This is a genomic window from Cupriavidus basilensis OR16, from assembly GCF_000243095.1.
Taxonomy (GTDB): domain Bacteria; phylum Pseudomonadota; class Gammaproteobacteria; order Burkholderiales; family Burkholderiaceae; genus Cupriavidus; species Cupriavidus basilensis_D.
The window spans coordinates 25,070-38,872 of the sequence record NZ_AHJE01000193.1 but is presented as its reverse complement, the minus strand read 5'-3'; the positions used below and the strand labels follow the sequence as shown (position 1 = coordinate 38,872).

General features: G+C 67.6%; 10 protein-coding genes and 2 pseudogenes. 5 read left to right on the top strand and 7 right to left on the bottom strand.

All coding sequences use genetic code 11. The features are described 5' to 3' along the window. Positions 1-643 (bottom strand): MFS transporter (locus OR16_RS37795; RefSeq protein WP_006164507.1); only part of this gene is annotated, 643 nt, incomplete at its 3' end. A gap of 288 nt (positions 644-931) precedes the next feature. Here OR16_RS37795 and OR16_RS43890 point away from each other — a divergent pair. The 4 genes and pseudogenes from OR16_RS43890 to OR16_RS37780 form a co-directional block, all read left to right on the top strand. Next, positions 932-1,030: pseudogene (locus tag OR16_RS43890) on the top strand (ShlB/FhaC/HecB family hemolysin secretion/activation protein); the annotation flags it as partial. 66 nt (positions 1,031-1,096) lie between these two features. After that, positions 1,097-1,777, top strand: coding sequence for a CsgG/HfaB family protein (locus OR16_RS37790; protein WP_006164503.1), 681 nt, complete (start codon positions 1,097-1,099; stop codon positions 1,775-1,777). Between the two features lie 30 nt (positions 1,778-1,807). Then, complete coding sequence (locus OR16_RS37785; RefSeq protein WP_006164501.1) at positions 1,808-2,182, top strand: DUF4810 domain-containing protein; 375 nt, start codon at positions 1,808-1,810, stop codon at positions 2,180-2,182. Positions 2,183-2,187: 5 nt separating this feature from the next. Then, complete coding sequence (locus tag OR16_RS37780; RefSeq protein WP_423739715.1) at positions 2,188-2,838, top strand: DUF799 domain-containing protein; 651 nt, start codon at positions 2,188-2,190, stop codon at positions 2,836-2,838. A 125-nt stretch (positions 2,839-2,963) separates the two neighbouring features. Here the strand turns inward: OR16_RS37780 and OR16_RS37775 are convergent, their stop codons facing one another. The 6 genes and pseudogenes from OR16_RS37775 to OR16_RS37755 form a co-directional block, all read right to left on the bottom strand. Next, positions 2,964-4,994, bottom strand: coding sequence for a TonB-dependent receptor family protein (locus OR16_RS37775; protein ID WP_006164496.1), 2,031 nt, complete (start codon positions 4,992-4,994; stop codon positions 2,964-2,966). Between the two features lie 166 nt (positions 4,995-5,160). Next, positions 5,161-7,278, bottom strand: coding sequence for a PQQ-dependent dehydrogenase, methanol/ethanol family (locus OR16_RS37770; RefSeq protein WP_081489014.1), 2,118 nt, complete (start codon positions 7,276-7,278; stop codon positions 5,161-5,163). Between the two features lie 280 nt (positions 7,279-7,558). Beyond that, positions 7,559-8,942: pseudogene (locus tag OR16_RS37765) on the bottom strand (aldehyde dehydrogenase family protein). Positions 8,943-9,112: 170 nt separating this feature from the next. Further along, positions 9,113-9,631 (bottom strand): helix-turn-helix domain-containing protein, encoded by a 519-nt coding sequence (locus tag OR16_RS40335; RefSeq protein ID WP_006164493.1) that lies wholly within the window; start codon positions 9,629-9,631, stop codon positions 9,113-9,115. Next, a complete protein-coding gene (locus tag OR16_RS44310; RefSeq protein WP_158001414.1) occupies positions 9,553-9,951 on the bottom strand; it encodes a hypothetical protein in 399 nt (132 codons plus the stop codon). Before OR16_RS44310 ends, OR16_RS40335 begins: the two co-directional genes overlap by 79 nt. A 173-nt stretch (positions 9,952-10,124) precedes the next feature. After that, the gene (locus tag OR16_RS37755; protein ID WP_006164491.1) at positions 10,125-10,430 is read right to left on the bottom strand and encodes a hypothetical protein; all 306 of its coding nucleotides are present in this window, start codon (positions 10,428-10,430) and stop codon (positions 10,125-10,127) included. Positions 10,431-10,620: 190 nt separating this feature from the next. On the opposite strand from OR16_RS37755, the gene OR16_RS37750 reads away from it, so the two are divergent. Next, positions 10,621-13,758 (top strand): ATP-binding protein, encoded by a 3,138-nt coding sequence (locus OR16_RS37750; RefSeq protein WP_050983241.1) that lies wholly within the window; start codon positions 10,621-10,623, stop codon positions 13,756-13,758. Positions 13,759-13,803 lie beyond the last annotated feature (45 nt).

Sequence of the window (13,803 nt, the reverse complement as noted above, 5' to 3'; positions counted from 1 at the left end):
GCATCGAGATCGCCAGCAGCAGGTAGCCGCTCAGATCGAACGGCGCCACCCCGTGCAGGCGCGCGTTGGGCATGTAGCGCATGGTAGCCAGCCCGCCCAGCAGCCCCACCGGCACGTTGATCAGGAAGATCCAGTGCCAGGAAAAGGTCTGGGTCAGCCAGCCGCCCAGCGTCGGCCCGATCAGCGGCCCCACCATGCCCGGAATCGCCACAAAGCTGAGTGCCTGCAGGTACTGGTCCCGCGGGAATGTCCGCAGCACCGCCAGCCGCCCCACTGGCAGCAGCATCGCGCCACCCACGCCCTGCACCACGCGTGAGACCACCAGCAAGGTCAGGCTATTGGAATAGGCGCAAGCCAGCGAGCCGGCGACAAACAGCACGATGGCCGTCTGGAAGATGGTGCGCGTGCCAAAACGGTCCGCCAGCCAGCCCGAAGCCGGGATGATCACCGCCATGGTCAGCGAGTAGGCAATGATGACCGACTGCATCCGCAGTGGGCTCTCCCCCAGGCTCTTGGCCATCGACGGCAATGCCGTGTTGACGATGGTGGAGTCCAGCGTCTGCATGAAGAAACCGATCGCGACCACCCACAGCATGATCCTGCGGGTGCGGTCGTCGGTGGCAAGCGGAGTGGTGTCTTGCATGAGAGGTGTGGACGAAGCGGCGCCGAGCGGATGTCCGGACAGTGTAATCCAGGCGCCGGGGTACGGCGAGGCGCCGCAGGTGGCTGCAACGGCGGGCCTCCCCAGCCGCGACCCACGGCAATCCACGCCCATAAGCGGAAATTTCTCACCTTGCATTCAGATTCATCTGAACCACGCCTTCGCCGGTCCCGTGTAAAAACAACAGTCATGCGGCGCTCCCATCCGAGGGCCTTTGATGGCAGTGGCCTGGGCGTAGTCCAGCCTCACTCGGGCGTCAAGGCGCTTGCGTACCCCCGCACCCGCATCTTGCCGTCCGACTACTTCGTCATCGGCAACCGCTACTCAGTGCGCGGCTTCGATGAACAACTCACCCTTGCCGCAGAGAACGCAGGCGATGCTCGCCCGATGGCGTGAATCGTTTGCATGTTTGAGTGACGAAGAGGAGAAACCCGAATGAACAGGCTGACAAGAGGATCGCTATTTGCCGCGGCTGGGCTGCTCGCCCTGCTTGGCGGCTGCGCGACCGAATCATCAACTGCGTTGCCCGTGCAGAAGGTCGAGAGTGCCAGCCGCCCCTACGTAGGGGTGCGCACGCCGATCGCGGTCGGAAAGTTCGATAACCGTTCGAGCTATATGCGCGGCGTGTTTTCCGACGGCATCGACCGGCTGGGCGGCCAGGCCAAGACCGTCCTGATCACCCACCTGCAACAGACCAACCGCTTCCATGTTCTCGACCGCGACAACCTGGACGAGATCAAACGCGAGGCGGGCATCAAGAGCCAGGCGCAACGCCTCAAGGGGGCCGACTACGTGATTACCGGCGATGTGACCGAGTTCGGGCGCAAGGAAGTGGGTGACCAGCAGTTCTTCGGCATTCTCGGTCGCGGCAAGTCGCAGGTGGCCTATGCGAAGGTCGCCCTGAACGTGGTCAATATCGTGACATCGGAAGTGGTGTTCACCAGCCAGGGCGCGGGCGAGTACGCGCTGTCCAGCCGGGAGGTCATGGGTTTTGGCGGCAGTTCCAGCTATGACTCGACCCTCAACGGCAAGGTGCTGGATCTCGCCATGCGCGAGGCCGTGACGAACCTGGTCAACGGGGTCGAGGCCGGCGCCTTGAAGCCGGGCAATCCCTGAGCGCCAACATCTGGAGGAAGAGGAGAAACTGTGAAGACATCATTCCAGCCGTACCGCCTGGCGACACTCGCGATCACGGCAAGTACATTGCTGGCGGGCTGCGCCGCGCCAACCAAGCCCCTGTATCAGTGGGAAAGCTACCAGCCGCAGGTCTACCAATACTTCAAGGGCGAATCGAAGCAGGCCCAGATTGAAGCGCTTGAACGCGATCTGCAGAAGATCATGGCGGCGGGCAATACGCCGCCGCCGGGCTACCACGCCCATCTTGGCATGCTGTACGCCGAAGCCGGCAAGGATGATCAGATGGCCCGCGAGTTCCAGACGGAAAAGACCCTGTTTCCAGAATCGTCCGCCTATGTGGATTTCCTGATGAAGAACATCAAGCAAGGGGAGAGCAAGAAATGAAGGATCTGATCAAACGCGCGCTCGCGCTCCTGGCCGTCGCGGCGCTGGCCGCCGGGTGCGCGGCGCCACCCAAGAATGCCGATTACGCCGCCTTCAAGGAAAGCAAGCCACGCTCGATCCTGGTCCTGCCCCCGCTGAACGAGTCGCCTGACGTCACGGCAACCTACAGCATGCTGTCGCAGGTCAGCTACCCGCTTGCCGAGGCCGGGTACTACGTGCTGCCGGTGGCCCTGGTGGATGAGACGTTCCGCCAGAACGGCCTGACGACGCCGGGTGATATCCATGCTGTCCCGCCGCCGAAGCTCAGAGACATCTTCGGCGCGGATGCCGCCCTCTACATCACGGTGACGGACTATGGGACGAAGTACCAGGTGGTCAACAGCGCCACGGTCGTCAGCGCGAAGGCGAAGCTCGTGGATTTGCGCACAGGGGGCACACTCTGGACTGGCGCCGCGTCGGCATCCAACAGCCAATCGGGCAACGCCGGCGGAGGCCTCGTTGGGATGCTCGTGGCCGCGGCGGTCGCGCAGGTGATCAACAGCGTGTCGGATGCGAGCTATTCGGTAGCGGGAGCAACGAGCCAGAAGCTGCTGTCGGCCGGCAGCCCGGGCGGCATCCTGTACGGTCCGCGCTCTGCCAGGTACGGCGCAGACTGATGGTGCCGCGCCGGCTGCCGCAATGCCGCAGCCGGCTGGCGGATGCCTGACAGGCGGCACATGAAGCGCGATGGCTTCCGCGTACGGCAACCGCGTAATTTGCCAAGCAACAGCCCAGCCACCACTCAAATCTCCGCCCTCAACCCCACAAAGAACCGCCGCCCCGGCGCCGGCTCAAAATACCGCCCGTTGCTCTCGTTCACGATCACCGACCCGATGTAATGCCGGTCGGCAATATTGTCGATCCGGCCATAGGCATACCACCGCATGCGCCCCATACGGAAGTGATAGCCAGCGCGCAGGTTGAAGGTGGCGTAGCCCGGCGCGTATTGCGTGTTGAGGTCGTCGGCGAAGACACGGCCTTCCACGCGCATTTCCACGCCCAGCGTGAGGTCGGCTACCGGCTTGTACGTGGCCTCGGCGAACAGGCTGTGGCGGGAGGTGCCGGGCAGGCGGTTGCCGGCTGCCACCGTTGCGCCCTGCGCATTGCGAAAGGCGTCGCCAAAGTAGGCGTCGAGCCAGGTGTAGGCCAGGCCGGTGCCGTAGCGCTCGGCGGGGCCGTAGCTGCCACGCCAGCCGAGCTCCAGCCCCCGGCGTTGCACGCCGCTGACGTTCTGGTAGACGGAGCGGCCGTTGTCGTTGGACAGCGGCACGATCTCGTTGTGGCTGCCGGCGTCGAACAGCGCAGCTTCCAGCCGTTGCCCTTTGCCTTGCCATTTGACGCCGATCTCGCCCTGGCGGCTGGTGGATGGCTGCAGCCCGAGGTTGGTGCCGGTGCCGCCGGGGCCGTAGGCGACTTCGGTCAGCGTCGGGGTTTCGAAGCCGCGGCCAAGGTTGGCGTAGACATTGAGCGAGTCCACCGCCTGCCAGACCACGCCGAGCACCGGGCTGACGTTGTTGTAGGTGGCCGTGCCGCTGTCGTCGGGGCTGGCGGCGGTGATGTAGTGATCGTCGATGCGCAGCTTGACCTGGCTGGCGCGCACGCCGCCGACCAGCCGCCAGTGCGGATTCCAGGTCCAGTCGAACTGGGCGAAGGCGCCCAGGCTGCCGGCCTTGTCGGTTTCGTCGCGGCGCAGCGCGCCCTGCGTGCCGTTCTGGTTCACGAAGCCAGTGCGCGCGTCGCGCATGCCGTCGGCGTCCACGCCAGCGCTCCATAGCAAGGGCAGTCCGGCTACCGTGGTGTCGTGGTGCCAGGACATCGCACCGCCGCCGTAGGATCTGTCGATATCCACGATGCCGCCCGCCGACGCGGGCGCGATGCCGCTGAAGCCCAGGTACTGGGTGAGCTCTCGGGTGCCGCCATAGAGGCGGAATTCAAGGTTGTCCTGCTCGCCCAGGCGCTGCTCGACCAGCACGCCGCCCTGGTTCTGCCGGACGGACTTGCGGGTATTGAACTGCGTGGCCAGCGCCACGGCCTGGCGCGGGTTGGCCTCGGCCTGGGCACGTGTGAGGCCGAGCGGGTCCTGCGCCTGGGGCTGGTCGAACGCGTTGAACAGCAGCGTGACGCGGGTGCCGGTGACCGGCTCCGCCACCACCTTGGCGTTGAGCTGGCGGCGCCGGGCCGCGCTGTGATCGCGGTAGCCGTCGGTCTCGAACGTCCAGGCATCCAGCACGCCGCCGATCTTGTCGTTGCCGCCGCCCACCGTCACGCCGGCCATCCATTGCCCGTCGGAGCCGAATCCGGAGGTGGCACGCGCCATCGGCGCCTTGGGCGGATCGGGCGTGAAAATCTGCACGACACCGCCCGAGGCATTGCCGTAGAGCTGGGCAAAGGGGCCGCGCAACACCTCGATGCGGCTGGCGCTGGTGAGATCGGCGGTGGAGGCCTGGCCCTGCCCGTCCGGCATGGTGGCAGGAATGCCGTCCACGAACAGCCGCACGCCGCGCACCCCGAAGGTGGAGCGGCTGCCGAAGCCGCGCACCGCAAGCTGCAGGTCTTGCGCGTAATTCTGCCGCTCGCGCGCGGCCACGCCGGGCACGAGCGGCAACAACTCAGACAGGTTGATCAAAGGGCTAGGCGTGCTCAGCGAGTCGACGGCAACGCTGTCGATCGCGGCCGGCGCGTCAAAGCGCTTCTGCTCGGCGCGGCTGACGCTCACCACCACGTCGGGGAGCGTTTCCTCGGCAAGAGCCGCACCGGGCGCGGCGGCAAGCATCGCCGCCGCCAGGCAGCACAGACGGTGCGAAGCCTCTTCGGAAACCCGTTTCCTGCTTCGCAAACCGTCCTTGATGCCCGCCATTTCCCCGCCCTGCGTTGGTTGATCGCTTCCTTTACCGCTGTGCGCCGTTCCGCCCGGCCACCATTTGGCGACGACGTCGCTACTACTTCGCGACGACTTGCCCCTTGGGCCGGATCGCGTCCGCGGTGCCCTGGATAAACGCCTTGATCTTTTCGACATCGTCCGCGCTCAGTTTGCCGGTAAAGTCTGGCATGCCGCGCGCCATGGCCGGTCCCTTGAAGATGAACTTGTCGAGATTCTGAATGTAGGCGGAGTTCATATAACCAAGGTTGGGAATATTGCCGCCGCGATCCACGCCGGGCACGCCATGGCAGAGCACGCAGTTGCTGACGTAGAGCGCCGTGCCGGCCGCGACGTTGGCCGGGTCGTACTTCACGCCCGACAGCAATTCACCCGCGCGGTACTGCACGAACGCGGGCATCGGCGCCTTGCCGCCAACCGCGAAGGTGTAGACCGTGCCCGGTCCCTGCCGCTCGGTGGCACGCTGGGCCTGCCCGTAGACGCCACCCCAGCCGACAGCGACGGACACGTACTGCTTGCCGTCCACCAGATAGCTCACGGGCGCCGCGATCACGCCGGTGCCGGTGGGGGACTCCCACAGCTTTGCGCCAGTGGCGGCATTGTAGGCGATAAAGCGGCCATCGGCCGTGCCCTGGAACACGAGGTTGCCGGCGGTGGTGAGCGTGCCGCCATTCCACGGCGAGACCTGCTCCTGTGTCCAGACGGCCTTTTGCTGCACCGGGTCCCAAGCAATCAGGCGGCCGAAGGGCTGGCTGGTGGGCGGCTCGACATTGAGGAACTTCGCCGTGTTCCATCCCACGTTGCCGTGCGGCTGGCCGGCCTGCTTGCCGTTGAACGTCCAGTTCTTGTCGTCCATCAGGTTGAGCGGCACGTGCTGCGCGGGCAGGTAGACCAGGCCGGTCTGCGGATTGAACGACATCGGATGCCAGTTGTGCGCGCCGTAGGGCCCGGGGATGGCGTCATAGGGCTTGTCGGTGGCGCGTGCCGCCGGCAGCTCGATCGGGCGCCCGTTCTGGTCGTAGCCGCTGGCCCAGTTCACGTCGACGAAATTCTTGGCCGAGATGAACTGGCCGTTGGTGCGGTCGATGACGAAGAAGAAGCCGTTCTTGGGCGCGTGCAGGATGACCTTGCGCGCCTTGCCGCCGATGTTCAGGTCGGCCAGGATCATGGGCTGGGTGGAAGTGTAGTCCCAGTTGTCGCCGGGCGTCTCCTGGTAGTGCCAGACGTATTTGCCGGTATCCGGATCCAGCGCGACGATGGAGGCCAGGTAAAGGTTGTCGCCGCCGGCCGGGCTGCGCTTGCTGCGCGACCAGGGCGAGCCGTTGCCGGTGCCCACGTACATCAGGTTGAGCTCGGGGTCGAAGGCCAGCGTGTCCCACGCGGTGCCGCCGCCGCCGGCTTCCCAGTACTTGCCGGCCGGATCCCAGGTCTTGGCCGCCTTGGCCATCGACTCATCCTCGAACGGCTTGCTGGGGTCGCCGGGCACGGTGAACCAGCGCCATTTCTGCTCGCCGGTGCCGGCATCGTAGGCGGTGACATAGCCGCGCACACCGTACTCCGCGCCGCCGTTGCCGATGATGACCTTGCCCTTGAACACCCGCGGCGCGCCAGTGATGGTGTACGAGTGGGTGCGGTCGATGATGGTGTCCTTCTCCCACAGCTTGCGGCCGGTGCCGGCATCGAGCGCGATCAGGCGGCCGTCATAGGAGGCGACAAAGACCTTGCCCTGGTACAGCGCCACGCCGCGATTGACGACGTCGCAGCAGCCCTTGTAGCCGATCGACTTGTCGACCTTCGGGTCGAAGGTCCAGATGCGCTTGCCGCTGCGGGTGTCGATGGCATGCACCACGCTCCACGACGCGCTGACGTACATGATGCCGTTGACCACCAGCGGCGTGGCCTCCACGCCCCGCGTGGATTCGAGGTCGTACGACCAGGCCAGGCCAAGATCCTTCACGTTGTCGGCATTGATCTGCGAGAGCCGGCTGAAGCGGGTCTCCGCATAGTCCAGGCCGTAGCTGGGCCAGTCGGGTGTCTTGGCGGCGTTGGCTTCGATGAAGGCGCCGTCGACGCTTCGCGTGACGGTACGGATAGGATCGGCGCTGGCCACCTTGGCCGGCGGCTTGGTCTGCGCGAGCGCCAGCGAACATGCCGCCAGGCCGGCCGCCAGCACTGCCATCTTGCGTGACAGGCCCGCTTGGTTGCCGGTGCGTTGCGCAACGCGCGGCCAGCGGGAGAAAACCCGCTTGGGATCTTGGCTCATTGTGTCTCCTCTTCTTTTTGCTTCTTCTTCGGGGGAAGCCAGGCTGGTTCTGTGCCAGTGGCTGGCCAATGGCGCAACGGACATCGCCCGTCGCGCCACCGGATTGCGGCAGACCTAAGAATGGCCGCAGGGGTAGGTTTTACCCACCCGGGATTACCCGCGGAGCGATTTCCCCCACCCCGCGCGGCAATGCCGCTCAATAAGCCATGCAGACCGACTTGATCTCGGTATAGGCCTCGATGGCGCTGCGGCCATGCTCGCGCCCGACCCCGGAGGCCTTGTATCCACCGAAAGGCATGTTGGGGTCCACGATGTTGTGTGTATTGACCCAGACCGTGCCGGCATCCAGGCCATCGACCAGCCGCTGCACCGCGCGCAGGTCGTTGCTCCAGATGCTCGCGCCCAGGCCATACTCGGACCGGTTGGCCTCGGCCAGCACGGCCTCGGGATCGTCAAATGGCATGGCCACCACCACCGGCCCGAAGACTTCCTCGCGCACCAGCGTCAGGTCCTTGCAGGCGGCGTTGGCTACCACGGTGGGCCGCACGAAATAGCCGGGACGGTCCAGCGCATCGCCGCCCGCGACGATTTCCGCGCCTTCGCTGCGCCCGGTGCCGATCAACCCCATGACCTTGTCGCGGTGACGCGACGACACCAGCGGCCCCATCTGGCTGGCGGGGTCGGCCCTGGTTGAGGAAGATGGCGCCGGCCGCGCCCTGGATCGCCTGCGCGGGATCGCAGTCATCCAGCACGATGACCGGGCTCTTGCCACCCAGCTCCAGCGACACGCGGCGGATATCCTGGCCGCAGCGCGCGCCGATCAGGCGTCCGACTTCGGTGGAACCGGTGAAAGTAATCTTGTTGACCCCGGGATGCGCCACCAGCGCCGCGCCCGGCACGCCGTCGCCGGTCACCACGTTCAGCACGCCCGGCGGGAAGCCCGCTTCCAGCGCCAGCTCGGCCAGCCGCAGTGCGGTGAGCGGCGTTTCCTCGGCCGGCTTTAGCACCACGGTGCAGCCGCAGGCCAGGGCCGGGGCGATTTTCCACACCGCCATCAGCAAGGGAAAATTCCACGGCACGATGGCGCCCACCACGCCCACCGGCGAGCGCCGGGTCATGGCGCTATAGCGCGTGCCGGGGGGGAACGGTACCGATACGTCCAGCGTGCTGCCTTCGATCTTGGTAGCCCAGCCGGCCATGTAGCGCAGCCATTGCGCGCTGCCGCCTACCTCCAGGCCTTGCGAGAACGCCAGCAGCTTGCCGTTGTTGAGGGTTTCAAGCCGGGCCAGTTCGTCGCCGTGCTGCTCGACCAGGTCGGCCAGCTTGAGCAGCAGGCGCTCGCGCTGGGCCGGCATCATGGCACGCCACGTACCGCCGGCAAAGGCGCGCCCGGCTGCGGCCACCGCCGCATCGACATCCGCCGCGCCCCCCGCGGGCACGCGCGCGATCTCCTCGCCGGTGGCGGGATCGAACACGGCAAAGGTCTCGCCGGACTCGGCCTGCCGCCACTCGCCGTCGATCAGCATGGCATTGCGGATGGCCTGGTTCAGGCCGCTGCGGGCTTCCTTGGGTGCATTCATCTTCGTCTCCGGGTGGTCTTGGCTGGCGCCTTGTGATGGAGATCGAAGTTAACACCACGGCCTGATCATGGCTTGTCTGGCCGTGCACAATGCTTGTCGATGCGTGCAAAGCGCACCGGTGTTACCGCCGACGATGCGGCCGATGGAGCCGCCGATGCAGGCCGCCGAGCCTAGTGGTGCAGCGCAATACGCGAACCGCCGGCATTCTGCTGCCGCCACTGCGTGGGACTCATCCCAAACCGCTCATGAAAGACGCGGCTGAAATGCGCGGCATCGGCAAACCCCAGCGCAAAGGCAATCTCGGTAATGCTGCGCCCGCCGTCGCCGTTACCCGACAGGCGCGTCGCCGCCTGGCGTAGCCGGCGCGACAGGATATAGGCATGCGGCGTCTGCCCAGACTCGCGAAACAGGTTGTACAGGGTGCGGCGCGAGACGTTCAACACCGCCGCGAGGCGTTGCGCCGAGAGCTCCGGATCGTGCAGATGCGCATCGATGAACTCGGCCAGCCGGCGCATGCGCGCTTCGCCAAGATGGCGCGCCACGGCAGCGTCCGCGCCATCGCCAAGGGCCGCCGGCGGCGGCGTGCCGGCACCTTGCAGCGCCGTCTCCATCAACGACACCACGGAATCCTGCAGCACGATCTGGCCTTGATGATCCAGCAGGTGCCCCGCGCAGGTGTCGTGCAGCATGGCGCCAAGCGCCGACAGCGCGATGCGCGCCGCGCCCTCCCCGCGCAGCGCCCGGCCACCCAGGCTGGTCGCCGCCTGGCGCCAGCCAAAGGTGCCGCCACGTGCCGGGACTCGCGCGCAACACGGTGCGCGTCGACATCCATGTCCGCCACCGCGCTGGCGCCAAAACGCGCATAGCTGACATGGCAATGAAAGCCCCCGCGCGTCTGGCGCGAATAATCGAGCGGCAGGAAACTGGTGTCGATGGCTTCGCGCCATTGATCGAAGGTCACGGTGGTCAACCGCGCCGGCGTCTGCTGCAGGTGCTGCGCTGCGGGCATCAGGACATCTCCAGTAGCCGGCGGTGCACGCGGAACATGCGGGGAACGCGCCGGAGGCCTCGAAGGTGGTTGCAAAGCCTAATGGAAAGCCCGTGAGCCGACAATGGGAACAATCACGCAGGCGCGCCGGCCGGCGTGGCGACTAGCGTGCGAAGCACGCATCACTTGCGATGTCAGACCACGCGATAGATTTCCCAGCGCGCGGTGCCGGAAACGACAAACGGTTCCAGCGCCTTGCCCCATTGTGCGTGGGCAGGTATCGATGCAAGCCGGGCCCAGGCGCTATCCAGTTCGCCGAGGTTGCTCACCTCCCATTCGTGGACCACCGAGGCCTCCAGCGCGCCGATCGAGCCGGTCAGCAAGCGCCCGGTGACGAGGCCGACTTGCGGGGCGATCTCGCGCGCCCATGCCTGCAGGCGCTCGATGACTTCTTGCTTGTGCCCGAAACGGGCATCGATCTGCCATCTGGCTATCAACATGATGCTGCTCCTTGGACGTTGGACATTGGACATTGGCCACGGGGATCGCGAGCGCTGACCGCCCCGCTCTCACGCGGCGGCTGGCCTCCCGGTCCACCCATGTGCTACCTTTTTTGAGGGGCCGCGCCACCGCGTCGCCCTTCCAGTTGCACTATCGGCTGGGACCGTTGGAATCACGGTTGGAGAAAGCGTGGCAGCCACTGCCCAACTCGGAATCCGCCTGCTGGGTGATCTATCCGTGACCCGCAACGGCGAGCCGCTGCCGCTGCCGGCCTCGAAGCGCACCCGCGCGCTGCTGGGCTATCTAGTTTGCACCCATGCCGCGCAATCGCGGCAAGCGCTCTGCGACCTGCTCTGGAATGGCCCCGACGACCCGCGCGCCGCGTTGCGCTGGAGCCTTACCAAGCTACGCCCCCTGGTGGATGACGCCGGCGCGACGCGGCTGGTCGCGGATCGGGAGCGGGTTGTCTTTGACATGCAGGGGGCCTGGGTAGACATCTTCCGCATCCACGCCTTGCTTGCGGCGGGCCTTGAAGCCACGGCGATCGACGCGCTGGAAGAAGCCGCGGGCCTGCTCCAGGGTGAGTTCCTCGCCGGGCTGGACCTGGCGCGCTGCTACCGCTTCTATCACTGGTGCACGGCCGAACGCGAACGCTATGACGCGCTGCGCCGTGCGGTGCTCGCCACACTGGTGGCGCGCCTGGAAGCTACGCCCGTGCTGGCGCTGCCGTACGGCCGGGCCATGGTGGCCGCCGACCCGCTCGCCGAGCCCGCCCATGCCGCGCTGGTCGCATTGCTGGCGGCGGCCGGGCGCTACCCGGACGCCGAGCAGCACTATGCCTACGCGCGGGACATGCTGCGCCGGGAGCTTTCCACCCCGCCCGGCGGCCCGCTGGATGCGGCGATCCATCGCGCGCGCCGAGAGATCCAGGCGTGCGGCGCGGCCATCGAACCGCAAACGCCCCCGGCCTCAGTGGAAGCGCCTGACGCCGACGGCCAGCCCGCCCCGCCGGGCCGGCCATTGGTTGGGCGCCTTGCCGAGCGCGCCGCCATCGACCAGTTGGTTGCCGGCGGTGGCAACGAACACGGCGCGCTGCTGCTTTTGCTCGGCGAGCCCGGTATCGGCAAGACAAGGCTGCTCGACCAGCTTGCCGAGCGCGCCCGCACCGCCGGCTTCCGGGTATTGCGCGGACGCTGCTATGAAGCCGAGATGGTGCGGCCTTACGGCCTCTGGCTCGACACGCTGCGCGGCATCGCGACCGACGCGGTACCGGCGGATGCGGCGCCGCTGCTCGCGGGCGGCGGCCTGGCCGACGCGCACCGCGACGGCAGCCGCGAGCAGTTGTTCAACGCCACCGCCAAGCTGCTGCGCGGCATCGCCGCGAGCCAGCCGCTGGCGCTCGCCCTGGACGACCTCCAATGGCTGGATGAAGGCTCCGCCGCGCTGCTCCACTTCCTGTGCCGCACGCTGGAGCCAGGCTCGCGGATGCTGTTCGCCGGTGCCGCGCGGGCAGGTGAGATCGACGACAACCCATGGGCCAAGGGCCTGCTGCACTCGCTCGCGCGCGAAGGCCACCTGCTGCGGCTGCCCCTGGCGCCGCTGGACGTGCCCGAGGTCGCGGCCCTGCTCGGCCCGGCGCTTGCCATGATGGATCCCCGGGCCGTCGCGCGCGACAGTGGCGGCAACCCGCTGTTCGTGCTCGAGCTGGCAAGCGCGCGCCGCCGGGCAAGTGGCCAGGCCAGCGCGCACCGCACGCTCGACACCCTGATCGCGGAGCGCCTGGACGCGCTGGAACCGGGATCGCGCGAACTGCTGATCCGGGCCTCGGCAATGGGCCGCGAGCTGCGGCCACAGTGGCTAGCCGAGGTCGCGGGCGTGCCGCTCGCGCCGTTGCTGACGACGCTCGGGCAGCTGGAGCGGCGCGGATTGCTCAAGCCGACCGGCGAGGGCCACTTCGACTTCAGCCATGACGTGGTCCGCCAGGCCACCTATCGCGCCATCTCCGCGCCCCGCCGGCGCATGCTGCACCGCCTGATCGCGCAGCAACTGCTGGCGGCATGCGCGGACGACCCCAGGCTTTATGGCGAACTGGTGCACCACGCTAGCCTCGCCGACGACGCACCGATGACCACGCAAGCCTGCCTGTGGGCGGGTGAGCATTGCTTGCGTGTGTACGCCAACGACGAAGCCGCCACCGTCGCCGAGCGCGGCCTGGCGCAGTTGGAGCGGTTGCCGCACGGCGCCGAGCGCGCGCGGCTGGCCATTGGCTTGCTCAAGCTGCGCGCGGTCGCGGCAACCAGCGCCGGCGCGCGGCAATTGCCCGCGCTGATCGATGCGATGGAGCACGCCATCGGCGCCGCGCAAGACCTCTCGCTGCACGAGCAAGCCGCCACCGGCCTGCACATGCTGTCGTGGCTGCACCAGCAAGCCAACGATACCGAGGCCGCGCGCCGCGCCATCCTGGAAGCCGAGCGCATGACGCGCAAGGCCGATGCGGCAACGCGCTGCCAGCAACTGGCCAATACCGCCCGCTGCCTGCTGGAGGTGGAGACCGACCTGCCCCGGGCACGCGCCATGATTGCCGACGCGGACGCACTCGCCGAATCGCTCGACCTGAAGGTGATCGAGCTGATGTGGGGCCATGGCTTGCTGGCCCGTGTCGATGGCGACCTGGCGGCCGGCCACGCGCACGCAGCGCGCGCGGTGGCTCTCGCCAGGCAGCGGCAGGATCACTGGCGCGAGTACGAATGCCTGGTATGGCTGGCGACGATTGCGTTCGAGCTTGGGCGGTTCGATGAGGTCGTCGGGCACTGCGCGGACATCGAGCAGGCGGCGCGGCGTATGGGCGGGGCAGTTGGCATCGGGGGCATTGGGGGCGTTGCCGAAATCGGCGGCGCGCCGTTCGCCAACGCCCTGGGCGCGCTGGCCAGGCTCCGGCTCGGGCAGCCCGCCGCGCAGGCCGAACTCGTGGCGGCGCAAGCGGCCATGCGCACCCTGGACGACAAGGCGCACCTCGCCTACGCGCTCAACGCCACCGCGGCGATGGCGCTCGGCCAACGCCAGAGCCATGCGGCAAGCACCTGCGCCAGGGAGGCGCTTGAAGCGGCGCGGGCCGTTCGCCGCCTGACCGAAATGACCGTGGCGGCTTCATACCTGGTGCAGGCCGCTGCCGGCGCGGGCGATGCGCCCCGCGCGGCCGAGCTGCTGGCGGAGCTGCGCGGGCTGTTGGCGGGCCAGCACGCCAGCGCGCGGGCGGCCGCGGCGCTGGACCGGGCCGAGCTTGCATGCCGCGGGATTCCAACGCTTGCGCCAACGCCGGGGCACTAGGCTGCCTTTCATGCGCTTTCCCGATTGAAGTTCCCACCGCCTCCA

Excerpts from the sequence above, each read along its gene's own strand:
- OR16_RS37790 (WP_006164503.1), top strand. The coding sequence starts at position 1,097 with ATGAACAGGCTGACAAGAGGATCGCTATTTGCCGCGGCTGGGCTGCTC.
- OR16_RS37755 (WP_006164491.1), bottom strand. The coding sequence starts at position 10,430 with ATGTTGATAGCCAGATGGCAGATCGATGCCCGTTTCGGGCACAAGCAA.
- OR16_RS40335 (WP_006164493.1), bottom strand. The coding sequence starts at position 9,631 with ATGCTGCACGACACCTGCGCGGGGCACCTGCTGGATCATCAAGGCCAG.
- OR16_RS44310 (WP_158001414.1), bottom strand. The coding sequence starts at position 9,951 with ATGCCCGCAGCGCAGCACCTGCAGCAGACGCCGGCGCGGTTGACCACC.
- OR16_RS37775 (WP_006164496.1), bottom strand. The coding sequence starts at position 4,994 with ATGCTTGCCGCCGCGCCCGGTGCGGCTCTTGCCGAGGAAACGCTCCCC.
- OR16_RS37770 (WP_081489014.1), bottom strand. The coding sequence starts at position 7,278 with ATGGCAGTGCTGGCGGCCGGCCTGGCGGCATGTTCGCTGGCGCTCGCG.